This is a genomic window from Neochlamydia sp. S13 (assembly GCF_000648235.2).
Lineage (GTDB): Bacteria > Chlamydiota > Chlamydiia > Chlamydiales > Parachlamydiaceae > Neochlamydia.
Map to the genome: position 1 here is coordinate 18,596 of NZ_AP017977.1, position 26,880 is coordinate 45,475.

At 38.5% G+C, this 26,880-nt stretch carries 15 protein-coding genes and 1 pseudogene; 6 read left to right on the forward strand and 10 right to left on the reverse strand.

Annotation, left to right across the window (positions count from 1 at the left end; all coding sequences use genetic code 11):
- The first annotated feature begins 13 nt into the window (after positions 1-13).
- Together TY21_RS00090 and TY21_RS00095 are read left to right on the forward strand one after the other, a co-directional pair.
- Positions 14-3,034 carry a 6-hydroxymethylpterin diphosphokinase MptE-like protein gene (locus TY21_RS00090; protein ID WP_079979934.1) on the forward strand — a complete coding sequence of 1,007 codons (3,021 nt, stop codon included), beginning with the start codon at positions 14-16 and terminating at the stop codon, positions 3,032-3,034.
- 386 nt (positions 3,035-3,420) lie between these two features.
- Positions 3,421-5,448, forward strand: a complete 2,028-nt coding sequence (locus TY21_RS00095) for a 6-hydroxymethylpterin diphosphokinase MptE-like protein (protein WP_232044366.1) — start codon at positions 3,421-3,423, stop codon at positions 5,446-5,448.
- 99 nt (positions 5,449-5,547) lie between these two features.
- Here TY21_RS00095 and TY21_RS00100 read toward each other — a convergent pair whose 3' ends face one another.
- Both TY21_RS00100 and TY21_RS00105 read right to left on the reverse strand, forming a co-directional pair.
- Positions 5,548-7,182 carry an IS1634 family transposase gene (locus tag TY21_RS00100; RefSeq protein ID WP_158622980.1) on the reverse strand — a complete coding sequence of 545 codons (1,635 nt, stop codon included), beginning with the start codon at positions 7,180-7,182 and terminating at the stop codon, positions 5,548-5,550.
- A 130-nt stretch (positions 7,183-7,312) separates the two neighbouring features.
- Entirely contained in the window at positions 7,313-7,624 is a 312-nt protein-coding gene (locus TY21_RS00105) for a DUF1670 domain-containing protein (protein WP_158622981.1), read from the reverse strand.
- 351 nt (positions 7,625-7,975) lie between these two features.
- On the opposite strand from TY21_RS00105, the gene TY21_RS00110 reads away from it, so the two are divergent.
- Both TY21_RS00110 and TY21_RS00115 read left to right on the forward strand, forming a co-directional pair.
- Positions 7,976-8,296 (forward strand): hypothetical protein, encoded by a 321-nt coding sequence (locus TY21_RS00110; RefSeq protein ID WP_042244164.1) that lies wholly within the window; start codon positions 7,976-7,978, stop codon positions 8,294-8,296.
- A gap of 42 nt (positions 8,297-8,338) precedes the next feature.
- Positions 8,339-10,249 carry a leucine-rich repeat domain-containing protein gene (locus TY21_RS00115; RefSeq protein ID WP_052354683.1) on the forward strand — a complete coding sequence of 637 codons (1,911 nt, stop codon included), beginning with the start codon at positions 8,339-8,341 and terminating at the stop codon, positions 10,247-10,249.
- A gap of 249 nt (positions 10,250-10,498) precedes the next feature.
- Here the strand turns inward: TY21_RS00115 and TY21_RS00120 are convergent, their stop codons facing one another.
- From TY21_RS00120 to TY21_RS00150, 7 genes are all read right to left on the reverse strand, one after another.
- Positions 10,499-11,404 (reverse strand): hypothetical protein, encoded by a 906-nt coding sequence (locus TY21_RS00120; protein WP_042244163.1) that lies wholly within the window; start codon positions 11,402-11,404, stop codon positions 10,499-10,501.
- A gap of 485 nt (positions 11,405-11,889) precedes the next feature.
- A complete protein-coding gene (locus tag TY21_RS00125) occupies positions 11,890-13,266 on the reverse strand; it encodes a sigma-54 dependent transcriptional regulator (RefSeq protein ID WP_042244161.1) in 1,377 nt (458 codons plus the stop codon).
- Positions 13,267-13,568: 302 nt separating this feature from the next.
- Positions 13,569-13,973, reverse strand: coding sequence for a flagellar export chaperone FlgN (gene flgN, locus TY21_RS00130; protein WP_042244160.1), 405 nt, complete (start codon positions 13,971-13,973; stop codon positions 13,569-13,571).
- Between the two features lie 265 nt (positions 13,974-14,238).
- Complete coding sequence (locus TY21_RS00135; protein ID WP_042244158.1) at positions 14,239-15,222, reverse strand: small ribosomal subunit Rsm22 family protein; 984 nt, start codon at positions 15,220-15,222, stop codon at positions 14,239-14,241.
- Positions 15,219-16,169: a hypothetical protein gene (locus TY21_RS00140; RefSeq protein ID WP_042244156.1), complete on the reverse strand. Its 951-nt coding sequence runs from the start codon at positions 16,167-16,169 to the stop codon at positions 15,219-15,221. Before TY21_RS00140 ends, TY21_RS00135 begins: the two co-directional genes overlap by 4 nt.
- A gap of 16 nt (positions 16,170-16,185) precedes the next feature.
- A complete protein-coding gene (locus tag TY21_RS00145) occupies positions 16,186-16,863 on the reverse strand; it encodes a hypothetical protein (RefSeq protein WP_145987370.1) in 678 nt (225 codons plus the stop codon).
- A gap of 44 nt (positions 16,864-16,907) precedes the next feature.
- Positions 16,908-17,510 (reverse strand): hypothetical protein, encoded by a 603-nt coding sequence (locus TY21_RS00150; protein ID WP_052354682.1) that lies wholly within the window; start codon positions 17,508-17,510, stop codon positions 16,908-16,910.
- 380 nt (positions 17,511-17,890) lie between these two features.
- Between TY21_RS00150 and TY21_RS00155 the strand changes: the two genes are divergently transcribed.
- Positions 17,891-18,922, forward strand: a complete 1,032-nt coding sequence (locus tag TY21_RS00155) for an aldo/keto reductase (RefSeq protein ID WP_042244153.1) — start codon at positions 17,891-17,893, stop codon at positions 18,920-18,922.
- Between the two features lie 732 nt (positions 18,923-19,654).
- Positions 19,655-25,924 carry a tetratricopeptide repeat protein gene (locus TY21_RS00160; protein WP_052354681.1) on the forward strand — a complete coding sequence of 2,090 codons (6,270 nt, stop codon included), beginning with the start codon at positions 19,655-19,657 and terminating at the stop codon, positions 25,922-25,924.
- Positions 25,925-26,168: 244 nt separating this feature from the next.
- On the opposite strand, the pseudogene TY21_RS00165 reads toward TY21_RS00160, so the two are convergent.
- Positions 26,169-26,858: pseudogene (locus TY21_RS00165) on the reverse strand (IS1634 family transposase); the annotation flags it as partial.
- Positions 26,859-26,880 lie beyond the last annotated feature (22 nt).

The window sequence follows — 26,880 nt, forward strand, 5'->3', positions numbered from 1 at the left end:
ATGAAAGTAGATAATGATGAGAAATGATGAACGTTTTACACATAATTTGCAAAGATGGTCTGTTCTTAATAAAGATGCAGCAGAAAAAATCAAAGTTTTAGAGTGCCAAGAGATTGCTCTTATCGCTAATGAAGATGGTGAATGGAATTTACAAAAGATTTCCGAAGATTTGCCTGCCTATTTACATTCTCCCCTTTCTCCCCAAAGAGAAGCGCAGCAATGGTTTTTATCTTTAAATTTAAAAGATACTTTAGTGGTGTATATTTATGGGATCGGGCTGGGTTATTACTATGATGTGATTAAGAATTGGTTAAAAGAAGATCCTAAACGCTATGTAGTTTTCCTAGAAAATAACCTGGAAGTAATAAAATTTTTTCTTCAAACAGAGCGAGCCACAGCTTTCTTAAATGATACCCAAGCTAAACTCTTTCATTTTTCATGGGAAACATCTTATTTTTCCTTTGGCTTTGTAACTTCTCTTTTTTCTTTGGCTTCTTTTAAAGCTTCGGCACTTAAATTTTATCAAAAGAGCGATACGCTCCATACGATGGAGTTTCAAGCGCGTCTTTCTTTTTTTCATGATATGCGCATCGGCATAAGTGCCGAATTTATGAATTTAGCTGGCGAGAAAGGCTTTATTCATAACTACTATCAAAATTTAATGGAAATTCCTTCCTCTAAAATTGAATCAAAAATGCTCGATCAGTTCAAAGGTATCCCTGCTATTATTTGTGGGGCAGGGCCTTCATTAGCTAAGAATATTCATCTTCTCAAAGAGCTAAAAGATAAAGCATTAATAATGGCAGGGGGGACAGCCATGAACGTCTTAAATGGAGCGGGAATTACCCCCCATTTTGGCCTGGGAATAGATCCCAATCCTTCCCATTATAATCGATTAATATCTAATACGGCCTTTGAGGTGCCTTTCTTTTATCGGCAGCGCATGTACAATCCTGCATTGAAAATGGTGCATGGAGAGCGGCTATTAGTAGCCGGTGCCGGAGGTTATCGCCTACCTGCATGGTTTGAAAATCAACTAGGCCTTCCTGAAGTGGTCCCTATAGAAGAAGGCCATAATGTGATTAATTTCAATTTATCGATCGCTAAAGAATTAGGATGTAACCCTATTATTATAGTAGGAGTAGATTTAGCCTATTCGAATAATAGCTCCTACGCTCCCGGTTTGGTACGTCATGCACTCCAAGATCCTAAAGATGCTTTTTTAACCAAATATTCTCATGAAGAGCTCCTGGTAAAAGAGGACATTTATGGCCAGCCTGTTAATACCCTTTGGAAATGGATCAATGAATCTCTGTGGTTTTCGCATTTTGCCAGCCAATATCCTGAAATCACTTTATTGAATTGTACCGAAGGAGGGATTGGCTTTACACGGGTCCCTAATATGACTCTTGCAGAGGCGACCTCCATCTATTTAAAGAAAAATTACGATTTTTCTTCGTTGGTGCATGGAGAAATTCAAAACAGTGGGGTTCCTCAAGGCTTAACTACCTATAAAGTATTAGAAAGCCTGGAGATATTTGCACGTAGTCTACTCGATTGCGAAACCTATTGTAGTATTATCGCTCTTGAAAATAGTAAAATTCATCAGAGCGTAGAGGCTGGGCAAGAGATACCCGCTCATCTCAAAAATCCGGCAATTGAAGAGAACTTAGCCAAGCTTGAAGCGTTGGATGCTTTTAAATATATCTTAAGTGATTATAAGGACAGGTTTTTAGAGATCTTCTTTCCCCGGCTTGTTTATTTAGAATACGACTCTCAGCTTTATTCAGAGAAAGAAATTTTTTTGAAGAAAATTGTTTTTGAGATAAGCTTATATTCTTTTCTTTCCTCGGTGGCAAGAAATAATATAAATATTATTAGCTCTCTTCTTACCAAGGTAGTTAAAGAAAGTAATAATCCAGAAGTTACGCCTTCCAGAAAAACTCTCGCTCTTAAAGAAAAGTTACAAATTGAACGTACAAATTTGAGTGAACAAGAGCATTACTCTTTTCTAGATAATTATTTGGAAATCATTGACCCTGAGCTTCATTTAAATTTTAAGAAAAAATGTGAAAGTCAAGTTGAACAGCAGCTATATGCTAATGGGGCTTTAAAGAGCCAGAACTTTTTACATGAAGGCAAGCTATATGGTCCCGCGACCTACTATGCTGAAAATGGCCAACTCCTTGCTCAAAACTGGTATGTGGAAGGTCTTTTGGAAGGTAAAGGTTTCTTTTATTACCTTACAGGCGAGCTGTATGCTATCAAGCGTTATAGGAAAGGTGTTTTACATGGACGTCAAGAATACTATTTTTTAAATGGCCTTCCTAAAACTATTCTCCCTTATCAAGACGGTTTAATGGATGGGGAGGTCCTTTTGTACCATGCAAGCGGTAGAATTAAACGCCAAATGCATTTCAAAAAAGGAAAAAAAGATGGTGTGGAAAGGATGTGGAATGAAGACGCCATGCTGTTAATAGAAGCTCATTACGAGAATGATTTGCCTATAGGGACGGCCCGAGAATGGTATTCTAATGGCAACCTCAGCAAAGAAATTATCTATGCTAATGACTCGGACAAGCTTGAAATAAAAAAATGGAATGAAGATGGTACGCCCCATTTAAAAGATACCACCCAAGGGAAAGATTATTTTGATTTAGTGACTAATCACTCTACTGCATTAACTACTTCTCTCCACAATCTCTATCAGGCTCTTGTCAATATTGCTCCCACTATTTTGGAAGTAAAAAAAGAGGATAAATCTACCAGCATTGAGGATGATTTGTTAGAATTGCAAAAAGAGATGGATAAGCTTAATAAATATAGCCATGAAATGTTAAAAATTTCAGGGACAGAAGGCAAGGCCCCCAAAGAAGCTGTGTGGAAAACTCCTGAAGCAGAGAGGATAGTTAAAGCTCAGCTAGAAGGCTTAACAAAAAATTTGTCTGAATTGACGATTGAAACGCAAGCGAGCCTTAAAAGTCTATTTGAGAAGCTTAACTTACAAAAAGAAGTGGAACTTTTCCCTAACTAAAAGCATAACAAAATAGAATGTCGAGCTGAATGAAAGCTTACCTTAATTTTTATTTAAAACGTTAGGGAAAGGGCTTTTTAATTTTAAGGGAAAAATACCTTGATAGATCCCCTGGCTATTTTGATGAACGCCAATCTTTATATCTTTATCTTTTTACCCACCTATTCTTTATGAAAAATAGCCTCGATGTCTTCCAAAAAAATTGCGAAAAATGGTCTTGTACTAATCCGCAAAAAGCACTTTTGTTGCCCTATATAGATTGTAAGGACTTGACATTTTGTATAACTAAGCAAGAAGAACAAAATTTAAAATTTCAACATAGGGGAGAAACTCACTTTTTTCATTGTCAACAAGGAGCTCTTGATGAAGCAAAAGAGTGGTTCAAAATGACTAGGCTAGCTGAGGTGCCATTAATATATGTCTATGGGGTAGGCTTAGGTTATTACTATCAAGCTGCTCAAAGCTGGCTTCAGGAAGATCCTTCACGCCGCCTTGTTTTCCTAGAAGATAACCTAGCCGTCATTCATCGCCTCTTTGAAACTAATCTGGGCTTTCAGCTAGTTCATGATCCTCAAGTGCAGCTGCATTTTTTTGAGGACTTGGAAAAAAGCAAAGAATTGTTCCATATTCTTTACTGGAATTTTTTTTTAACTACTCTTACGGTATCAGGTTTAAAATTATATCAAGATCTAAAAGCAGAGCAATATGCCCATTTAAAGCATACGCTTGCTTATGAAGCATCCGTTAAAAATAGCCTGCTTACAGAATACCTTGAATATGGAGTAGGCTTTTTCAAAAATTTTTACCCTAATATTCTTTCTTTGGAAGGTGCTTATTTAGCCGATGAGCTTTTTGGAAAATTTCATAACATTCCCGCTATCATTTGCGGGGCAGGTCCTTCTTTAGAAAAAAATCTTTCCCTGCTAGGTAAGCTTTTAAATAAGGCTTTAGTTTTTGCAGGCGGATCAGCGCTAAACGCTTTGAGTAAAAGAGATATACAACCCCATTTTGGTGCAGGTATAGATCCCAATGTCCCTCAATATGATCGGTTAAGTACTAACAGTTCTTTTGAAACGCCTTTTTTTTATCGCAATCGCTTGTTACATAAGGCTTTTAACACTATTCATGGTCCACGCCTTTATGTTACAGGAAGTGGTGGATATGATATTTCTTCATTTTTTGAAGAAGGGTTAGGAATTAAAGGTACACCTATTGAGGAAGGGCATAATGTCGTTAACTTTTGCTTAGAGATTGCGCATGCTTTAGGATGCAATCCCATTATTTTTGTAGGCATGGATTTAGCCTATACCGATATGAAGGCTTATGCTTCAGGCGTCATAGAAGATAATCGTGTCGAGGCGGCCGACATTACAACAACGCAGAATATCGATCAAGCGGCACTGCTTAAAACAGATATTTATGGAAAGCCTATCTACACCTTATGGAAATGGATAGCAGAAGCTGAATGGATAGGTGACTTTGCTAAAGCTCATCCGGATATCAGGGTAATCAATGCAACAGAAGGGGGATTAGGATTTCCTGGTGTACCCAATAAAACTCTCCAAGAGGTGGCTGACAAATATTTAAAGGAAGATTACGACTTTAAGGGCATGATCCATAGCGAAATTTTTAACAGCTCGATGCCGCAAGTTAAAAAGGAAAAGATATCTTACTTAATGCAAGATTTGCAACAAAGCTTAACGCGTTGCGTGGAAGATTTCGAAGTCCTTATTGAAGAAACTAGGGTCATCCAAATACGGTCGGAAAAAGATCAAAAAGTTTGCTTTCCTCAACAGACAGGAAAAGCAGCACTTTATGAGAGCGATTTGGCAGAAGAAATAGGCTATCGCTATGTCTTACATATCTTTAATGAAGCTTATACGCGCGTTTTAAATCGAGAATTACAAGGTATCCAGCATGCCCCTATTTCAGAAGTTCAACAAGCGCTTGAGAAGCTAGACTTACTCATCAAACGTTTTGTCTTTTTACGCGATGTGGCTAAGGTTAACCTGGAGCTCATCAAGATGGCTATGCATGAGCATGTGACACTTCCTGCGCCTACCTTTCCAAAGCCAGGGAAAATTACCTGCAAGCAAACAAAAGTTCAAGGAGTGATCCAAGGAAGCTCCTCCTTTCATGCTCAAGGACAAATTTTATCTTCCGCTTATTTTGAAAAAGGTTTGCAAGAAGGGGTGGCAGAGTTTTTTTATCCTAATGGCCAACCCTATAGCAGGCAGGTGTTTAAAGAGGGGGTATGGGAGGGAAAGCAGGAATTTTATTATCCTACCGGGACAGTTAAAACGCTCTTAAACTATGAGGGTGGCAAGCTGATAACAGCACAGCTTTTTTATCCGGATGGCACCCTTAAATCTCACGTGGCACCTTTGGGGGATGAAAGCCTGCCGAATGAATAAGGCGGCTAGGTTGAGATTTTTTCTTTTGTAACGGAAGTTCCACTTTTTTAGAAACAATCGGTAGCAATCAAGTTATTGATTATTAATCATTTAAGTGAATTATCGGCGCTTCTTCCTAGTGACTACATGCGCATGATTCTTTGGTAAAACTTTTGGTAACTCTACTTTTAAGGCTTCAAGCATTTGTCTGTTTTGATGGCGTGGTTCGGGGATTTGCTGAAAACTTAAGCCATCATTTACTGTCCATTCTATTAGCGTTAAAGTAGATAAACTGCGTAAGCCCTCTTCTACTGTTAAATAAAGGTCCTTCCAGGCTTTATCAAGCTCTCTGATAATCATGTAGGCTAACATTACCACCAAAACATGGCCCCTTGTACTTTCTTCTGAACGTACATAGACTGGCCGTATCTCAAGATCGCTTTTTACTGTTCTAAAAGCTGATTCTACCCTAGCTAAATCTTTATAACGATCATGTACTTCTTGCATGCTCACTTCGTCGCAAGCAAGATCGGTTTTAATCACATAGCAACCATCTAGCTTAGCATCCTCAGCTAGCATTTCTTGATTGAGGCATACAGATAAGCTTCTATCTTGTGCGCTAACTGTCACGTAAGTCTTAAGCGCTAAACGCTCGATTTTAGCTTTAATTTTTTTCAGCGCTACTTCTACCTGCGCTTTGGGATGTGCATGTAGATAGGCATTTTGCATAGCGACCAATTTTTCTATGCTAGCTAGCTTGCTGAGACGAGAATGGGCGATTTCCTGGGCGCGCACAGGATTGCGTTTAAGAATATATCTTATCCCATCTTCTTTGACTTCAGCCAAGTTTTTATCAAATAGCGTATATTCGATCACACCTTTTTTCATTAAGGTCTCTATTTGAGCTTTTGTCATAGCGGTAATATAATGAAAACCATGCTCTTGTAAATTTTCGATCTGCCCGCTTTTAATCATCCCTCTATCGCCTACAAAAGTGACTTTCTCGCATTTAAAGCGCTCTTTAGCTTTTTTGATCTGAGCATGAAAGGTAGAAGTATCTTGCGTATTGCCTTTAAACACTTCCGTTGATACGGGTGTGCCATCGGCTGAACTTAGCAAGCCTATCACAATTTGCTTCTTACCTTTCTTTTTGTCTCGGTTGTAACCCCAATCGGCAAGCTCGTTTTTCTCGCCTTCTAAATACGAGCTAGTGACATCATACAAAAATAAGTGAGGAGGTTTCTTGCAAAAACTTTTAGTAAACAATCGATCTTCGATAGAGGCTTGGCTTTGGCATAACCACAAAAGATTCTTATAAAGATCTTCTTCGTTAAAGCCTTTTTGCAAGTCAATTACAGGAGCAATGGCATATGTTTCTGCCAGCCTGACGGCAGAAAGTCTTGAGCCTTGCTCCAATACGCGTGCTACCACTTGCCACAACGCGAGCTGACCTTCTCGGCTATTGCCAAGTGCATCCACAATTCCTAAACGTTTAGCCATTTGGTATATCACCCATACACCACCGACAGATAATCCCTCTTGCATTGTGGCTCCATTACACGAGGTTAAAGCTTGGAGATTACCTTTATGTTTTAAAGCTAACTCGATAGCAGCAATTTCTTCAGGTGTGCAATTGGATAGATTACCCACCGTGCGTTTTTTGACGGTTTTGCCTTCTCTATAGGATTCTCGCAGCAAAATTGTTTCATAAACTTTGCCGGCAGCTGATTTAAATTTTGACTTCACTATATGCATACCTACAAAATACACTAATAACGGCATTTATGTAAATTCTAAAAACCAGTTTAATTAATATTTTGGTGACTACAAATTTTTATAAAAAATCCATAAAGCTTTAATAATAAAATAATTAACCGCTTTAACCCTATAAAAAAAATGGAACTTCCGTTATATCGCACATTAACAATTCTGCTAGGTCTTCTTGCGTTAAGTATCCTCCTTGCTCTTTAGCTTCTTCAGCTATACGCACAAGTCTTCTCCTTCTTAGCTCAACACTTCTATCTTTATTATTATCCTGGGAAAAATTTCCTTTGTCTCGTTGGTCAAACAGCGTCAAAACCATAGGTAACATCTTGCACTCTTTTAAAGATTTGCCAGCTCCTTCTTCAGCTGCTACACAATGATATTTAATTTGCCCTGGTTTTAAGTGACTTTGGTTAAGTTCGGAAAAGTACACTTCCTCAATCAGACCTACTAAAATTTGAGCTTCCTAAGGACTAATTCCCGTTCCTTGAACAGCCAAATTTTTCATCTGCTGATGGATGTTTTTGATTTGCAGTCGTCTTTCTTGATCTTCTCTAGAATTTATAGTAACATTTTTCATGGCGTTCCTTTTATGGATGTTTTTGTTTTTTCTTTAATTAAACATTATAAAGGTGAACGCCAGTTTTTTTAATAGATTTTCAATTTAAAAAAAAATCTATAAAAAAGACAGATGACCTAATCGAAAATGAGTGAATTAAGATAATTCTAAAAATTATACATCCAGACTGATAAGCTAGCTGATGGCAAAACTTAAGGAGCTTATATGATACCCTCAGACCCTATTTCTAGGCAGCAGGCAGACTTTAGAAGCACAGTTTCAGAAAATGTAGAAGACGCTGTATCAGGAGAGTTGATGACCCGAGCGGTCATCTTGATCCCTTGCGGCCATACATTTAATAAGGATACCGCCATTCAATGTTTAGCGCGTAATAAACTCTGCCCCTTGGATAGGCAGCTCATTGAAAGATATATACCCAACTATGCGATCAGGCACCTAGCCGAAACGGCTGAGTCCCATCCTTTAGAAGAACATCAGAACGAACCTAGCGATGAAGCTGTAAAGCATTTCGTACGCGCTCAGTAATACGCTGAAAAAGGAAATCATGAAGCAGCTGTAGAAGCTTTATTGCAATCTCTGCGTTTAAGTCCTACTTATGAAAAGGCTCAAGCTTATCTAGAGTTTTGCCTTAAACGTTCTTCAGATTCCTCTTCAAAGCCTCTTTCGCTTTGTCGCGAAAAAGGCAAAGAAAAAGCACACTCCTCTGCAAGCCCCTTTAAAGAAGGCTATATAGAACTCTTATTTAACCTTCTAGAAGAACCCCAAATTCAAGCCCATCCGGCTTTAAAGAAAATGCTAGAAAGCCAATTGGAAGAGTTGATGAGCCAGGAGGGTGAAGAGCTGACCGCGAATGAAAAGATAAGCTATCAATGCACAAAGAATCTATTAGGTGAAAATAAAAAGGTGAGGCAATTTGCCCTGGAAAAGCTGCAGCAAATCCATCCACAATCTTCTTTAGCTCCTATAGCGACTCCTCCACCTTCAACTGTTACCACTCAAGCTCTTTCTCCCGAGCCTCCAGGCATTCTGTACAGAAAAATAATAGATTTCCATTTTCCTCATCAAAATAAAAATCTCACCGAATGCGCTCGCATTTTGGATCAAGTATATAAAATTAAGCCCGAGCTCTCTGTTGCAGCAAAGGTGAGACACATCTTTGAGCAAGTTTTAACCTGGGCTAAATCTCTTTCCCCTGTAGACTTCGAAAGAGAAAATAAAGACAATGAAATTTTCAATATTTCGACCTATGTTTCTTATCATCTCAATATTAATCGCTTTTTACTCTGGGAAGATCTACCCAAGGGCAGAGATTATTTAAGTGAAGAAAAATTTAAAGCTTTACCTTTAAAGAAAAAAGGAGAGCTTCTAGAAGAGCTTCTAAAAGAACATGGAAAAGATGCGATCAATGTTCGTATTGTTGGAACAGACTTTATCGATGAGGTAGGCTTAACTTTAACTTTTTTGCCTGCAGAAATTGGGCAGCTGTCTCAGCTGCAACGGCTTTTCATAGGCGACAATCAACTCACTACCGTTCCTGCGGAGATTGGGCAGCTCTCTAATTTGCAACAGCTCAGACTAAACCATAATCATCTAACAGTGCTTCCTCCTGAAATTGGGCAGCTTTCTAAGCTAGAAACCCTTGATTTGCAGCAAAATCATCTCACGACTCTCCCTGCAGAAATCGGGCAGCTCTCTGAGCTGACATGGCTTAATTTGCAGCAAAACCGTTTCACGACCATGCCTGCGGAAATTAGGCAGCTTTCCAAGCTAGAAGCCCTTGATTTGCAGCAAAACCAGCTAACAGCTGTTCCTGCCGAGGTCTGGCAGCTATCTCAATTAAAGCAGCTTTTCTTACACCAAAACTATCTAAGCTCTCTCCCTGCGGAAATTAGGCAGCTTTCTAACTTATGGGACCTGGAGTTAGAGCAAAACCGCCTTACAGCTCTACCCCCAGAAATCGGGCAGCTTTCCAAGCTAGCGTTTCTTAACGTGGGACAAAATCAACTAACGGCTCTACCTGTTGAAGCCTGGCAGCTGTCTCAGTTGAAACGTCTTCGTTTGGAGCAGAATCATCTAACAACTCTGCCTGCTGCCATAGGGCAACTTTCTAAGCTGCAAACGCTGGAATTGGAGCAAAACCACCTTACGGCTCTCCCTGCTGAAATTGGGCTCCTGTCTCAGCTGACATGGCTTAATTTAAAGCAAAACCACCTTACGGCTCTTCCTGCTGAAATTGGGAAACTTTCTAAGCTGGAACAGCTTGGCTTAGGCTGGAACCAACTAGCCTCTCTTCCTGCCGAAATTGGGCAGCTATCCTGTCTGCGATACCTTGACTTGCAACAAAATCGGCTAACAGTTCTCCCTATCGAGATGAGACAGCTATCTCAGCTGGGTTGTATTAACTTGCAACAAAACCGGCTAACCGGTCTTCCTGCTAAGATCAAGTCTCTTTTCCCAAGTGCTGTGGTTCATTGTTGAGTAACTAAATAATCCTTTAGAACTTCATGGTGAAGAAGACAGATACTTTTCCTATCTTCCAGCAAATCTAAATTTTTTTAGTTTGTCTGAAGAAGGTTTAATTATATGTTTTTGCTAAGAAGAGCAATAGAGCGAAATGCAGCCTATTGTCCTTTTAAGAAAGAGAACAAGGCAGAAGAAATAGCAAAATTTAATACCGCAAGAAAGATGAGAATACTTATAAAATTTTGCCTGGCATCTTGGAAAAAACTACGCTAGAAGGCTGAGTATAATTCCACCTGCGCAAATGGCATTAGAGGTATAATTGAATTTTTCTCCATATAGCCTATTAGCCCATATATTACAGGCGATGATGGTACCTACAGCAAAACAAGGAAATAAAACACCTTTCTCTATGGGAAGAGCCCATTTGGTGGCTAAGAGTAATAAAGCTGTGGAAGCAAAATTTGCCAGACCTGCTAAAACCCCATACATTGTGGTAGTGGTAGTCCATGCATTCATTTGGCGAAGGAAATAAATGGCTTGAATTAAACAAGCGACTCCGAATTGTCCTAACATGAAACTCACATCCTCTTTGCTGACAAGAGCATAACTAGGGGTCGCTGTTTCTACTGTAGGACATATTACACAACGTGCTTGCATAAATGTTAGGGCAAGCACTTGAACAGCTAAGCAAGCAAGAGCATATTTTAACCAAGGATATAAACTTTTTAGGCTGCCTTTAGCTTCACCTCTGGCTCCTAAAAAAAGGCCTCCTATGACTAATAAAATCCCTAATAGTTTTTGATAAGAATAGGAGAAACCATTTTCCGAGCCGAATAAAGCAAATAAAATCATCCCTGGAAAAACGGCACTTGTATTTTGAAAGGCAAAGGTTAATCCAGCAGGCCCTTTATGTAAGGCGCAAGAGGTAAAAAACATTAACGCTATATTTAAAAGCCCTACAAGAGCTCCAATTCCTAACATTTTCAAATTAAGGCTTTCGAAAAAAATAGTGGGATAAAGAATAAAGGAAAATAGAAAAGAAGTTAAATAAAAAGCTAAGAGGTAGGTGGTAGGGTTTGAGGCAGAGGAATTTTGAGAGTTCTTGCGGAAAAACAGATTGGATGAGGCTGAACCCCCGGCTGCTAGTAAAGACAGTAAAATAGCTCGCATGGTAGAAATATCTCCTTATTTAAATAAAATAATAGGGAAGAAATTCAAAAGTGAGGCTGGGTCTACAGCAAATTATATCGATAACTGTTAATAAATTCCAATTAAATAAGTAATTCCCTTTTTGGCAACTCTTTATGCAAGACGCTTTTACGCTCCTCTTTATGCAATCATCTACCCTATAAAAATATTCTCTTAACTAAAGAAACAGCTTTTAGAGGGTTAGGTATGCAGACGTAAGTTTTTTTTAAGCCTGTAATCCTATACTTAATAAAAAGCTCGTTTTTATGGAGGAAGTCAGTTTGGGAAAAGGTTGATTTCTTTTTTGGTTATACAATCAGAGTTTTTTTTAGAAGGTAGAGTAGAAAAATCATCAAAGTATTAATCTCTTCGGGAGAAAAGAAAAGAGGGGAAGCACAGGTCCAGATGACGCAACTTTTCTACAAAGTCTCTATTGGCTCTTTCTAAAGATGTTCTAAAATTTCCCCTTATTCGGCTGATTCTAAAAGACTATACTCTTGGAGCTTATTACGCAGCTTGCGTGTGCTTATTCCTAGGATTTTAGCTGTTTTGGTTTGGTTATTATCTTGTTGATGGAAAGTCTCAATAATTAAGCGCTTTTCAAGCTCTTGTAAGGAAAGGCCTGTAGGAAATTCTCCATTTTCTGCTGGTGATTTTTCTGCCTTAAAACTTGTTTGAGGATCAATGAATAGGTGATCAGGCGAAACTTTGCTGGTGCTATCCATTACTACCGCTCGTTCGATGATATTAGCAAGTTCCCGTACGTTTCCCGGCCATTGATAAGCTAATAATTTTTTCTCTGCTTCTAAGGAGAGTTGTTTGTTTTCTTTATGGTTTTCATTGCAAAATTTTTGTAGGAAATGCCTGGCTAATGGAATGATATCCTCTCTTCTCTCTCTTAAAGGCGGCAGATGGATAGGAATGACATTTAAGCGATAATAAAGATCTTCGCGCAGGTGTTTATGAAAGATAGCCTCCTTGATATCACGATTAGAAGTCGAGATGATCCTCACATCCACTTTAACCGCTTTTGTTCCTCCAATACGCTCAAATTCTTGTTCTTGAATCGCTCGCAAAAGCTTGGCCTGAAGAATTATAGGTATTTCTGTTACCTCATCAAGTAAAAGGGTTCCTGAATTAGCCAGCTCAAATCGTCCTAATCTTTTAGCATTTGCTCCTGTAAAAGCTCCTTTTTCATGGCCAAAAAACTCTGCTTCTACCAAAGTTTCAGGAATGGCGGCACAGTTAACCTTGATAAAGGATTTGTGGGACCGTTGAGAATGGAAGTGGATGGCTTGCGCAATCACTTCTTTGCCAGTACCCGACTCTCCATTGATAAATACGCTAGCGTTACTTTTAGCAATCTGAATCACATCCTCCATAATTTTTTTTATAGCTACGCTATCTCCAATCACTAGAGATTGGGAGGCACTACCTGGGCCTTGCTGACGAAGATAATGATTTTCGTGGATAAGGGTTAGATGTTCACGAGCCTTTTCTAAAACTGCTTCTAAGGTATCTGGAGAAAAAGGTTTGATTAAATAATTGTAGGCTCCTAAACGCATGGCTTCCACGGCGTTTTCAATGCTTCCATAAGCGGTTATCACAATAATGATTGTTTGGGGAGAAATTTCTTTAATTTTTTGAAGTAAGTCAATTCCTGTCAAATCTGGCATTTTCATGTCGGTAATGACGATATCAAATAGGTGTTCCTTAATTAGAGCTAGAGCTTTAAGGCCGTCCTCAGCAGTAGTGACATCTAAAGATTTTCTTCTTAATGTTTCGGCTAAAAAATCCCTTATCAAGGCTTCATCGTCGACGATAAGTACTTTTTCAATAGGCATATTAACTTTCCTGTAAAAGCCTTTTAAGGGCTATTTAATAATAACAATCCATTATCTATTTAGCTCCGCGCTTGCTTCTATCTATTCCTTATTAAAATAAAGAGCTTTCAGAGGAATGGCAAAGGAGTAGGTATAAACTCTATGTATGTTTAATATCTGGCATTTATTTCTAAAGCCCTGCTGAAAGGAAAATTTAAAAAGCCAATCCTTTCCTAAGCTATGCCAAGGTTTATTGTTTTGGGGTTATAAGTATGGGTTATACCTGTCTCAACTTTATATTAAAAATTTTTTATAAAATAAATTTAGATTTTTTTATCATCCATCTCCACCTGAGGGAGCTGGGAAAGAAGATTTTTTAACAATTTTTGGTTAACTAGATCGAGCTGTAAAATTTCTTTAAGAATATCACATAAAGAAGTCAGCAGTTCGTTAATTTGCAAAGAAGAAGGATCGTGGGAAGATTTATTTATCCAATACTTTTTAAGAGGTGTTAAGGTTTTTTCAATATCGCGTATACAAGCTACCAAAGCCTTTTTCTTGCTAAGGAGAGAATGCATTTCCTGAGGAGGATGCTTCGAAATTAACTTTTCATGCTCATAATGAGTAAGAGTTAAAATGTCTTTATAATAATCATGTTCTTTTTTTAAAAGGTGATAAAGTGCTTCATCATTCGAGAGGCTGCAAAGTGAGGAGAAATTTTTTGTCATAGCAGATGCCAATTTTCTTCAAAAGTTTTTTTCCACAGCCTATGAATATTTGTGTTTTTGTTCAAGTAAGAATGAAAAAAAAATTATCTACTTAATCGGCAGGTTGACTAAGCAATTGTTTGTATTATATAAACATTGCTAAATATTCATTAATAAGATGAAATAAAGGGGAGGGGTTTAATAAATTAAAGCTATTTTTAATAGCATGTTTGATTGTTATGCCGAATTCAAATAAGAAGCTATCAAAAAGAAATTAGGGGGTAGGTTACAAACTATCTCCCCACTCTAAGTTACGGGCTTTTTTATAGAGCTCTCCATGGCGTCGCGAAATTATTCTATCAGTCAATCCTTCGTTTTGCGTGCAGAGCTTAAAACTTAGATGGCCCGAGTGCTTGTGGGGGTGGCGTAAAATACGTGCCTCCGGCAAAGCGGTAGCAGCTTTCGTGCAAATGATATAAGAGAATTTTTCATCCTCATAGCCGAGAAGGGCGCCTTTGGCTTGCTTGTGAAAAGGGGATCTTTCTAAGCGAACGCTGAAGTGGCACCAATCTTTTGCTGCCATAGGGCATGCATGCTGGTGGGGGCATGGGGCTAAAATATGTGCCTGTAAGTCGATGAGCTGCTGGCGTATTTGTCTAATTACCTGAAATCCTAGCATCGTGCCTGGTTCAATGATGACCAACGCTTGCCTAGTACTTTTCCATAGTTTTTTAATTATCTCTCCCCATACGGGCTGAGGCCATTCTCCCATGGCATAAGATACAATGATTAGATCACTTTCTGGAAAACAATCTCGTTTTAAAACATCTCCTTCTACCCACTGCGCCTCTCTGAATAAAGAAGTCTTAGCTTGCAAGGTTAATTTTTTGCCTAAAGAAATTAAAAAGTTATCCTGCTCAAGGAGAGTGATTTTACAAGTATGAGGGAATAGCTCTGAAACAGCCCACATGGCAGTACCGGGGCCTGCTCCTACATCCAGTACAGAGCCGAAGATTCCCTCATAACGCTCTTTTAATTTATTTAACACGTATTTTATCGCTTCAAAGGTTGCTGGCATACGTGAAAGTAGGTAGGCTATACGTTGCTCGGGGCTGCTCACAAAACGTTGCTTGCTTTGCATAATTTTTTGGCGTTGCTTCTCATTGCGATAACGCTCACTCAGTTCTTGTGTAGCCTGTTGTAAAGCACTTCCCCTTAACGTACGGGCCTCACGTTCGAGAGCTTGTTGTAAAATGTTGGGTAGATTCATGGTACCTTATAGTGGCGAGGATCTGTAGCTGTTACGGTAAAATCTAACATTGTTTCTGGCATATTAATAGCACGCCCCGCAAATGCATGTTTAAATTGTTCTGTGGCTAGCTGATTATCTTCAGCTTTTTTAACCTGATAGTAGAGGCTGATGCGCTGTTGTAAGATTTCTTCTACCGTAGAAGGATCTCCAAAAATGGCTAATAGAATAGCTTTAGGTGCTAAATACACTCTTATTTTAGTCTTTTGGGGGTTAAGAGTAACAAAGTCCAATAAGGAAATTGCATGAGCATTATATTTATATTCTTCAAAGCCTTCATCTAAAGATTTCCCAATTTCGCTGCTATCCAGAGTATTTATATTTTCGGCAGGCAAATTAAAATCCTTATTCCCTAGGCTTACAGGCGGGCTCAAGTTGTATCCTTTAAGCAATGAATAGTAAATATCCTGGAGAAAAGGCTGACCTAAATCTAAGTTTTCTAAGCCATTTTTTGTTTTTATAGGGTTATTTTCAAGCGCTAATTTATGGCCAGCTGCTTCAATTGCCTGAATAAGGTCATCGACCAGCTGAGGATTAATATTTAAGGCTTCTTTAAAATTTGTTTGCTCGCCAAAAACTTGATGGATAATCTTTTTTAATAGGTTACGGTAAGTAGCCTCAACTTGAGGATAAAAATTGCTAGCTTCCGGATGAAGTAACCAATAGAGATTAATTAGGGGACTTGCTTCTTTAGGAGCCGAATTTTTTTTGCTGTTCTCTTTACTTGAAAAAGTAGTCCATGCATACCATTGCTTAGCTCCGTTATCGATAGCACTATGGCCAATCCTGGATCTGTAACGCTCCAGTTCTTTTTGAGTAATTACAAAACTACGATAGATTTCTAAACGTCCATAAGTCAATAAAGTAAGCATCATTAAAAGGCTCATGACATAGATAAGGATATTCATGGGTAGACCTTAAATCTTATTTATTATAAATGATGGTAAAATCAGAAAATGGGAATGGATAGACCAAAGTAATCGGTTCTTTTCTCTCTTTAGCTTTTAGGATAATTTTAATCATGGCAGGTAACTGGTTATATTCGCTTTTCCACTCCGAATGCTCCCAGCTGTCTGCAGGCTGAATATCTGCTAATGAATAATTATCTTTATTAGAACTTCCTTGCGGTGCTTTATTGCCAACTAAAGAACGATCTTTTTGGGGAGGAATATAAAAATTGAAAGCTAAAGACTCTATACCTTCCATCAAGATTTCATTTTTCATTCTCAGTGAGGCAAGAGAGGGCCAAAATTTAGGAGAAGGAAGCGTGGCTAAACGTAGATTATCCTGAACATCTACATACAGGCGGCCTAGTACATGATTGGCAAATAAGGGATCACGGTTGGGTCCAAAATGATAGGTAAAAACTAAGCTAGGATTATTGGGCTTTAATAAGCCGTTAACATCCTGGCTAGTATAAAAGAAAAAATCTTTTTCCTCTGTACGGGGAGAGACCGCATGAGAAAGGATATCAGAAAGACGATTTTGCACATAAAATATTTGAAAAGCTTTAACTTGGGATTTATTGATATCTTGATTCCACCACTCCATATCACGATAAAAATGCAAAAGCAGCATAAGGAGCAATGAGGTCAATGCCATAGCAACCATTAGCTCTATTAAGGTAATAAATTTTTTTTTGTATTTCATAGAGGGGGAAAAGGTTGTTCGTGAGCCTGAGGAGCTAATTTTGAACCTCTAAGATCACGCAAAATGAATATTTTATACTTATAAACTAGGGCTTGCTGAGCGTTTATTTTATTTTTGTGGGTAAGGTTGGAAGTAAATTTAAAGATCAGGTGAATAAGATAGGCGGTAGTCTCTTGCTGAGAAGTATTTCTCTTAGGTTTATGAATAATCGGTTCGAAATGATAGGAGCCTTTAAAAGGCAGACTTTGCTGTTGATTAAGCGCTTTAAGATCTTCCGAAGAGAGAGCAAAACTTTTTTTTTCTTCAATATCTGCCCAGTTAATCTTATTAGTAAATAAGTCTTGATAAATTTGGGCAAACAGCAAAGCCACTACGCGATCAAGCTCTATTTTCTTGATAAATTCACGTTGGGATTTAGCGATGGCAACTTGGGGGTAGATTAAAGGAAAGATGCACAACCCGGTAAGAGCAAAAGCGATAAGCACTTCCAGAAGTAAAACATGCTTTCGAGAATGAGGCCTGCTGGAGCGTCTTAGGTAGTGGCGTGGAGATAATACTTTTGAGAGCCATACAAAAAAAGAGATAAAGGGAACTTGCATGCTTTAAATATAAGAAGTTAAATGTTTTGATTTTATCTTACCCGACTTTTTAATGTATATCCAAATGCGTTAGACTATCGATCTTAACGGCTAAAGATATTTGAAGTTTTAAGTTATCTATAGATTTTTATAAAAAATTACATTAAATAAGACTAAGGACAGATGCAAGATTAAGCTGGATAGGAAGGGAGCAAGTCAGCACTTAACTAAAGAGTAAAGAACATTTTGTAGGTTAATATCCAAAGATAAAGAGTTTTTGTTTAGTTGTTTTTTGCCAAGATTGTCTTTTTTCTTCTTAAAGAAGAAACGCAGAATATTGCGTAAATAAATATTTTTAATGGTAAAGTTCTAAAGTAACAAAAGATAACGAGGGTTTAAGTATGGAGTATCGTCAATTAGGAAGATCGGGCCTTCAAGTTCCTGTATTAAGCTTTGGGACAGCTACCTTTGGAGGTTCTAACGAATTTTTTAAGCCCTGGGGTGAAACGGATGTAAAAGAAGCTACTAGGCTAGTTGAACTTTGCTTGGATAAGGGACTTAATTTGTTCGATACGGCGGATGTTTATTCGCAAGGCAGATCTGAAGAAATTTTAGGCCAGGCTTTAAAGGGTAAAAGAGAAAAGGTATTAATTTCTACTAAAGCCACCTTCCAAATGGGTGAGGGGCCTAATGACCAGGGATCTTCCCGTTTTCATCTCATAAAAGCTTGTGAGGCTAGCTTAAAAAGGCTAGATACCGATCATATTGATATCTACTTTATGCATGCTTTTGATGCGCTCACTCCTGTTGAAGAAACTTTAGGAGCTTTAGACCATTTAATTCAAAGCGGTAAGGTGCGCTATATCGGCTGTTCTAACTTCTCCGGATGGCATGTGATGAAGTCTTTAGCCGTTTCTGAAAAATATGGCTTAGCTCGTTACGTCATTTACCAAGGCTATTACTCTTTAGTAGGACGCGATTATGAAGAAGAGCTTATGCCGCTAGGCTTAGATCAAGGCATCGGTCTAATGGCTTGGAGTCCTTTAGGATGGGGAAGGCTTACGGGGAAAATTCGTCGTGGCATGCCCTTACCCGAAGGAAGGCTTAAATCTGGGGGTGATATAGGAGGACCTCAAGTTGACGATGAATTCTTATACGATGTTCTCGATGTTTTAGAGGAAGTTGCACAAGAAACTGAGAAAACTATTCCTCAAGTGGCCATCAATTGGTTATTACAGCGTCCTACAGTCTCTAACATTGTGTTAGGAGCACGCAACGAAGAACAGCTTAAGCAAAATTTAGGAAGCATAGGATGGAATTTGACTCAAGAGCAAGTGGCCAAACTTGACAAGGTGAGTGAAAAGATGCCCTCCTATCCTTACTGGCATCAACGCTTTTCCCGTGAAAGAAATCCTTCTCCCTTAGGAAGGTAAACAATAAGAGAAGATCAATGGATTATATTCCAAGGAATTAAAAGGGATTTTAGCGATAAGATTATCTTGTCCTTATACATGAATAAGCTTGGAAAAAAATGTAAAAGCTTTTTTAGAGATACTTTAAGTTGATTAATAGCTTAAGCATTTGGGTGAGATAATCTGCTAGCTTAAAATGAATTTTAATGTTTTTACATAAAACTCACCTCAGCAATTTAAAAAGAAAAGATTGTCTATAGGCCTGCTTGCCCATACTCATTGCAAAAGATAATAAGCATATTGCCTACCAAAAGTTAACTTAGCGTACAAGAGGCAGGCATAAAAACTAAGAGCCAGCAATGTGTAGCAAATCGTTTGAAGTTAAATATGAATATGGAGTAGGAGAAGAAGATAATAGTATGCCAGTAAACAAGCTATGCAGTGCCACCACTAGTATTATCTAGAAATTTGGTAGCTACCTTGGTCAAGATAAGTCTCTGATACACATTTGGAACCACTGAACCGATAAGACAGCATAACGGCGATTAAGCCAGGATTATTGAACTTTTGTTCAGGATGCTAGTGAGATAGAAAGAAACTTTGCTTAAAAAGCTTTGGATATGCGATAGAAGAAAAGCAGCAAAAACCCTTAATTTTTTGTTAATATAAGCAAGGGAGCCATAGTTAGGAAGAAGAGCGTATAACGCTACACGCGCATTGAAATACAAGTAAAGCTAAAAACCGGATAGGCGAATGAATTTAGACAATTTACCCACTAGCTCTTTTATATTTCCTGAATTTAAGGAAATAGAAAAAAGAAAACAGGATATGAAACTAGGGCCCTATGCCGAGATTAGCTTAGAGATCTTCGAAAAGTTGGGAGTTCGAGACTTATGCCAGGCAAGCCTAGTTTGTAAAAAATGGAAGCGATTAGTTGAACAAACCCATTTATGGAAAAGGCTTTATTCAGCAAGCTTTGAAGCTGGTTCGCAAGAAGAAGAGCAACCTGGTGATAAGTTACAATCTTTAGAGCTTTCCTCTTGCCCGTGGGACGAAACTCAAATAGCGGTGGCTCTATGGAAGGATTCTACTACTATCATCAGTAATTCGATAAAAGCAAAAGTAAAGGCCGCGGCTACTTACCTAAAAGAAGAAGGCTTTGAATTAAAAGGGGTGGCTAGTGATGGCGACTGCTTCTTTAGCGCTTTTTTAGGAAGCTATGCTTGCCTTTCTAGAAAAATTCCTTTATTAGACGATTGTAAAGATAAAATCTCTTATTTAAGGCAAGTACTCGCTGATATCGTTAAACACACCGACAGTGAAAGAGCGGAAGAAATAAAAAGAAAAGCTACTTGGGTAAGTGGCTTAGGGGAAGGTGATCTATTAGCCTCGGCCTTATCTATTCCTATCAGGCTAGTAACGATTAATGAAGAGAAGTTGGTTTGCGGTATACATGATAGGCTGATCTTTTCAGGTCAAAGTTTATCCGAGGAGAATAGATCGCAGGAATGGAAAACTATCCCTCAAAAAGAAAGACCTAATGAATACATTTTTATTGTGGACTTAGGAGGCCACTTTGTGTATGCGCAGAAGCATTTAAAGCAAGACCTTCCTCTTTTATTAAATTCGAAAAGCTTTTCTACTGTTTTTCTTTCCAATTCCCTACCTATAAATGCATTAAAAAGCTCGCTAGAGACATTTGATAGTAAGGAGCTTTTATCTGACAAGGAAATAAAAGAAGCAGAAGAAGCCTACACTCAAGCTTTAAAACGTGCTGTTGAAGAGAAAGACCTTATCCAAGAAAGCCTTTGTATAGAAAGATTAGGTGATATTTATTTAAGAAAAGAGACGTCAGAAACGCTTTTGCAAGCGGCGGGCCTTTACAATTATGCTTTACGCCTAGCTCCTCAGGAAAGACAAGAAATCATTAAAACTAGACTTTCTCACGTACAAAATTTACTTGTTAAACAATGTAACGGTAAACCTTTTGATCCTAAGGTGATGAAGAAACAATTTGATAGCAATCGCAGCACCTTAAAAAATTTTAGAGAAGAAATAGAGAAGAAAATACAAATTCTGCCAGAGAATCCTTCTTCTCAAGAAGTAAGACAGCTTTATGGTGAGATAGCTCGCCAAATAAAAATTTTCTTTGGGCAGCTTATCCTACAGGCGTTGCATCAATTAGATACTGAGCCTTGTGAATATGCTATGATAGGATTTGGTTCTTTAGCTAGAGAAGAGATGACTCCCTATTCTGACTTAGAATTTGGCATTCTTATACAACAAGATACTCCAGTAAACAGGAAGTACTTTAGGAATCTTACAAATCTACTTCATCTAAAAGTTATCAACTTAGGAGAAACCATTCTTCCTGCTTTAAATATTCCTTGCTTAAAAGCCATCAATTTTTTTGATGGCATGACGCCACGAGGCTTTGCCTTTGATGGGGCAGGGGTAGAAGGGAAAGGCTGTAAAACCCCTTTAGGTAACGGCAAGACATTCGAGCTTATCCAAACCCCTGAAAAGATGGCTCAATATATTGGTAAAGATGGAAAAGGCCAGTGGTGGCATGAAAAAGAGCCCCATCTTCCGATGGAATTGCTAAACTTTACTCATTTATTAGGCAATGGAGGGCTAACTAAAGCCTATGATGAGAAAATTCGAGACGTGCTTGATATGTCCTATCAAGGAAGCCTCGATCTGCGCCAGTATTTAGCCAAACAGCATTTAATGGTAGCTGATATGATAGCTTTTAATCCAGGAATGGGTGATTTAGATAGAGAGGGTATGCTTTTTAAAGTTAAAAATGATTTCTATCGTTTTCCTCATTTAGCTTTGGATCGACTAGCTGTCCTTAAAAAAGTAGCAGCTTTCGACACTTTTACTAGGCTTGATAAGCTAAGTGAGTTAGGGATCATAACAAAAGGAGCCACTGAAAAGTTAAGGGAATGGATGAGCCTAGCATTATTCATGCGTCTTAAAACTTATTCCCATTATCAGGCACAACAGGAGATGATGAATCCTCTCCTTAAGCCCTTTGGATTTGAGGATCCAGATCTTATTGAAAAGCAGTTTGCTTTAGATCATCAAGCCTTAAAAAAAATAAAAAAAATCTACCAGACTTTTATTCCTTTTTATCAGTGTATCCAAGAATTTTTAGCAGGCAATGAAGATGCGCTTAAATCTTCTGATTTGGAGGATAATTCGCCAAAGACGCGAGGAGATATACTTCAAAGGCTTTCTCAAAATAAAAAAGCAGAAAAATGGTATCTTCGGGCAAAAGACTCAGGTCCACAAAATTCGGAAGTTTTAAGCGCTCTTGGTACCATTTACCGAGAGCAAGGCCATTTAGACAAGGCGGTAGAGTATAGCAACAAAGCGCTTGCCATTAACCTTAATCTTTTTGGTGAAAATCATCCTACCGTGGCAAGTAATTATAATAACCTAGGAGCAGCCTATCAAGCTCAAGGAAATTTAGACAAGGCGGTAGAGTATAGCAACAAAGCGCTTGCCATTAACCTTAAGCTTCTTGGAGAAAATCATCCCAGGATGGCAATCTGTTACAATAACCAAGGACAAATCTACCAAGCCCAAGGCCATTTAGACAAGGCGGTAGAGTATAGCAACAAAGCGCTTGCCATTAACCGTAAAGCTTTTGGTGAAAATCATCCCAAGGTGGCAATCGCTTATAGCAATCTAGGACAAATCTACAAAGAGCAAGGCAATTTAGACAAGGCGGTAGAGTATAGCAACAAAGCGCTTGCAGTTGACCTTAAGCTTTTTGGTGAAAATCATCCCAGGATGGCAAGTAATTATAATAACCTAGGGCAAATCTACCAGGAGCAAGGCAATTTAGACAAAGCGGTAGAGCATAGTAACAAAGCGCTTGCTATCGATCTTAAGCTTTTTGGTGAAAATCATCCTACCGTGGCAAGTATTTATAATAACCTAGGAGTAGTCTATCAAGCTCAAGGCAATTTAAATAAGGCGGCAGAGTATAGCAACAAAGCGCTTGCAATTGACCTTAAGCTTTTTGGTGAAAATCATCCTACCGTGGCAAGTAATTATAATAACCTAGGGCAAATCTACCAAGATCAAGGCAATTTAGACAAGGCGGTAGAGCATAGTAACAAAGCCCTTGCCATTAACCTTAAGCTTTTTGGTGAAAATCATCCCAGGATGGCAAGTAATTATAATAACTTAGGGCAAATCTACCAGGAGCAAGGCAATTTAGACAAGGCGGTAGAGTATCTCAATAAAGCGCTTGCCATTAACCGTAAAGCTTTTGGAGAAAATCATCTCACGGTGGCAAGTAATTATAATAACCTAGGGCAAATCTATCAAGCTCAAGGCAATTTAAATAAGGCGGCAGACTATAATCACAAAGCCCTTGCTATTGACCTTAAGCTTTTTGGAGAAAATCATCCTACCGTGGCAAGAGATTATAATAACCTAGGAGCAGTCTATCAAGCTCAAAGCAATTTAGACAAGGTGGTAGAGTATAGCAATAAAGCGCTTGCCATTAACCGTAAAGCTTTGGGAGAAAATCATCTCACGGTGGCAACCTGCTATAATAACCTAGGACAAATCTACGAAGCGCAAGGCAATTTAGATAAGGCGGCAGAGTATAGTAACAAAGCCCTTGCTATTGACCTTAAGCTTTTTGGAGAAAATCATCCTACCGTGGCAAGAGATTATAATAACCTAGGGCAAATCTACCAGGAGCAAGGCAATTTAGACAAGGCGGCAGAGTATAGCAACAAAGCACTTGCTATCGATCTTAAGCTTTTTGGTGAAAATCATCCTACCGTGGCAAGAGATTATAATAACCTAGGAGCAGTCTATCAAGCTCAAGGAAACTTAGACAAGGCGTCAGAGTATAGCAACAAAGTCCTTGCTATCAATCTTAAGCTTTTTGGAGAAAATCATCCTACCGTGGCAAGCGCTTATAGCAATCTAGGACAAATCTACAAAGAGCAAGGCAATTTAGACAAGGCGGTAGAGCATAGTAACAAAGCGCTTGCCATTAACCTTAAGCTTTTTGGTGAAAATCATCCCAGGATGGCAAGTAATTATAATAACCTAGGGCAAATCTGCCAAGAGCAAGGCAATTTAGACAATGCGGAAGAGTATATCAACAAAGCGCTTGCCATTAACCTTAAGTTTTTTGGTGAAAATCATCCCAACGTGACAGAAGATTATAATAACCTAGGACAGATCTACCAAGCCCAAGGCAATTTAGACAAGGCGGAAGAGTATATCAACAAAGCGCTTGCCATTAACCGTAAAGCTTTTGGTGAAAATCATCCCAACGTGACAAAAGATTATAATAACCTAGGACAGATCTACCAAGCCCAAGGCAATTTAGACAAGGCGGCAGAGTATCTCAATAAAGTGCTTGCCATTAACCGTAAAGCTTTTGGAGAAAATCATATCACGGTGGCAAGTAATTATAATAACCTAGGAGCAGTCTATCAAGAGCAAGGCAATTTAGACAAGGCAGCAGAGTATCTCAATAAAGCGCTTATCATTAATCTTAAGCTTCTTGGAGAAAATCATCCCAGGATGGCAATCTGTTACAATAACCTAGGGCAAATCTACCGAGCCCAAGGCAATTTAGACAAGGCGGCAGAGTATAACAACAAAGCGCTTGCCATTAACCTGAATCTTTTTGGAGAAAATCATCCTACCGTGGCAAGAGATTATAATAACCTAGGAGCAGTCTATCAAGCTCAAGGAAATTTAGACAAGGTGGTAGAGTATAGCAATAAAGCGCTTGCCATTAACCGTAAAGCTTTTGGAGAAAATCATCCCACGGTGGCAATCTGCTATAATAACCTAGGACAAATCTACGAAGCGCAAGGCAATTTAGATAAGGCGGCAGAGTATAGTAACAAAGCCCTTGCTATCGATCTTAAGCTTTTTGGTGAAAATCATCCTACCGTGGCAAGAGATTATAATAACCTAGGAGCAGCCTATCAAGCTCAAGGAAATTTAGACAAGGCGGTACAGTATAGCAACAAAGCGCTTGCCATTAACCGTAAAGCTTTTGGAGAAAATCATCCCACGGTGGCAATCTGCTATAATAACCTAGGACAAATCTACGAAGCGCAAGGCAATTTAGACAAGGCGGTAGAGTATAGCAACAAAGCGCTTGCCATTAACCGTAAAGCTTTTGGTAAAAATCATCCCAACGTGGCAATCGCTTATAGCAATCTAGGACAAATCTACAAAGAGCAAGGCAATTTAGGCAAGGCGGCAGAGTATAGCACTAAAGCGCTTACCATTAGCGTTAAGCTTTATGGTGAAAATCATTCTAGTGTGGCAACTCATTATAACAATTTAGGTCAAATTTATAGAGCCCAAGGCAATTTAGACAAAGCGGTAGAGTATAGTAACAAAGCGCTTGCTACCAACCTTAAACTTTTTGGAGAAAATCATCCCACGGTGGCAAGAGATTATAATAACCTAGGACAAATCTGCCAAGATCAAGGCAATTTAGACAAGGCGGTAGAGTATCTCAATAAAGCGCTTGCCATTAACCGTAAAGCTTTTGGAGAAAATCATCTCACGGTGGCAAGTAATTATAATAACCTAGGGCAAATCTACCAAGATCAAGGCAATTTAGACAATGCGGAAGAGTATATCAACAAAGCGCTTGCCATTAACCTTAAGTTTTTTGATGAGAATCATCCCGCACTGGCAAGTTGCTACATTAATCTAGGAGTAATCTATAAAGCCCAAGGCGATTTGGGTAAGGCAGCAGATTATATCACCAAAGCTCTTGCCATTAGCCTAAAGCTTTTTGGAGAAAATCATTCTACGGCGGTAATTTGCTATAGTAATTTAGGAGGGGTCTACCAACGACAAGGTAAGCTAGAAAAAGCATTTGAGCATATCAACAAAGCTTTACAACTTGCCTACCGCCTATATGGAAAAGATCATCCCACTGTACTAGCAGTTTGCAATAATCTACTAGACCTCTTCTTAAAGGCTTATTTAACAGGCCCTAGGAAAAAGTAGCTTTTTCTGAGGAGAGTATAATTTTCCAATCTAATTGGATGGCATAGATTGAAAAATCATTATATGGCGAAATTTTACTTTTTTAAAGGCAAGTAATACTAACTTAATAGATCTTAAATGAGTCTAGGAGGGGAGAATCTTGTAGCAAGGTGCCCCCCAATATTTGCACTGGCTTGTATTAAACCTTTATGCAACAAGACTTTTTTATATTAAATTTTTTGACATGTTTGCCCGTGACTTCTCATCACATTTTAGAATAATAGAATTTTTGGTAAGGAGGCCCTAAGCATCTAAGGATAATTCTATGACGTTCTTTCAAATTGGTAATTTGCAATTTTTTATGGTCAATAAAGACCATATGCAGCCCTAGGAAACAGAAAAACACCCAGCGAGTGGTTGGCTTTTGCGTAGGTTTCTTAAGTTGATTTAAGAAGTTCTCACCACTTTCTCGCAATTTTTCTCGAATCTTATATTCAAGCGCAGAATAGACTAAAAGGCATAGAGTTATTACCATTAAAAGAGCTTCAATTCTTTCTGGCTTTGTTAGAAAGAAAGAAGAAACTAGGAAGCCAGGGCTTTTCAAAAACCTAAATCCTCTTTCTACACTTTGCTGTGCTTTATATGTTTTTAGCACTTCCTGAGCAGGAAAAGCAGTTACGTCTATGTCATTAGTCGCTAAGATGAAAAACCCTTTGCTCCTCTCTAACTCTGCCTTGTTAAGCAAAGAGCAGGTTACTGTACCTTCTAGGCGATAGCTAAGTATAGAAGGTGTTTGCCCAGATTTTGGCCGACCAGACATAGCATGCTTTTGAGTGGCTATAACTTGAGGTTCTACAATTTGTATATATTTAAGCTTTTTTGCAAACTTATCTAATTGGCGCTTAGCATCGTTGGGGCATGAAAACTCTTGCTTTATAAACTTAAAGAAAGCTTTAAATTTTTTTTGCTGCCCTTAA

What these genes read in the sequence shown, in the direction of transcription:
- TY21_RS00090 (WP_079979934.1), top strand. Translation starts at nt 14, where the DNA reads ATGATGAGAAATGATGAACGTTTTACACATAATTTGCAAAGATGGTCT.
- TY21_RS00095 (WP_232044366.1), top strand. Translation starts at nt 3,421, where the DNA reads ATGACTAGGCTAGCTGAGGTGCCATTAATATATGTCTATGGGGTAGGC.
- TY21_RS00100 (WP_158622980.1), bottom strand. Translation starts at nt 7,182, where the DNA reads ATGCATATAGTGAAGTCAAAATTTAAATCAGCTGCCGGCAAAGTTTAT.
- TY21_RS00110 (WP_042244164.1), top strand. Translation starts at nt 7,976, where the DNA reads ATGATACCCTCAGACCCTATTTCTAGGCAGCAGGCAGACTTTAGAAGC.
- TY21_RS00120 (WP_042244163.1), bottom strand. Translation starts at nt 11,404, where the DNA reads ATGCGAGCTATTTTACTGTCTTTACTAGCAGCCGGGGGTTCAGCCTCA.
- TY21_RS00125 (WP_042244161.1), bottom strand. Translation starts at nt 13,266, where the DNA reads ATGCCTATTGAAAAAGTACTTATCGTCGACGATGAAGCCTTGATAAGG.
- flgN (WP_042244160.1), bottom strand. Translation starts at nt 13,973, where the DNA reads ATGACAAAAAATTTCTCCTCACTTTGCAGCCTCTCGAATGATGAAGCA.
- TY21_RS00135 (WP_042244158.1), bottom strand. Translation starts at nt 15,222, where the DNA reads ATGAATCTACCCAACATTTTACAACAAGCTCTCGAACGTGAGGCCCGT.
- TY21_RS00140 (WP_042244156.1), bottom strand. Translation starts at nt 16,169, where the DNA reads ATGAATATCCTTATCTATGTCATGAGCCTTTTAATGATGCTTACTTTA.
- TY21_RS00145 (WP_145987370.1), bottom strand. Translation starts at nt 16,863, where the DNA reads ATGGCATTGACCTCATTGCTCCTTATGCTGCTTTTGCATTTTTATCGT.
- TY21_RS00150 (WP_052354682.1), bottom strand. Translation starts at nt 17,510, where the DNA reads ATGCAAGTTCCCTTTATCTCTTTTTTTGTATGGCTCTCAAAAGTATTA.
- TY21_RS00155 (WP_042244153.1), top strand. Translation starts at nt 17,891, where the DNA reads ATGGAGTATCGTCAATTAGGAAGATCGGGCCTTCAAGTTCCTGTATTA.
- TY21_RS00160 (WP_052354681.1), top strand. Translation starts at nt 19,655, where the DNA reads ATGAATTTAGACAATTTACCCACTAGCTCTTTTATATTTCCTGAATTT.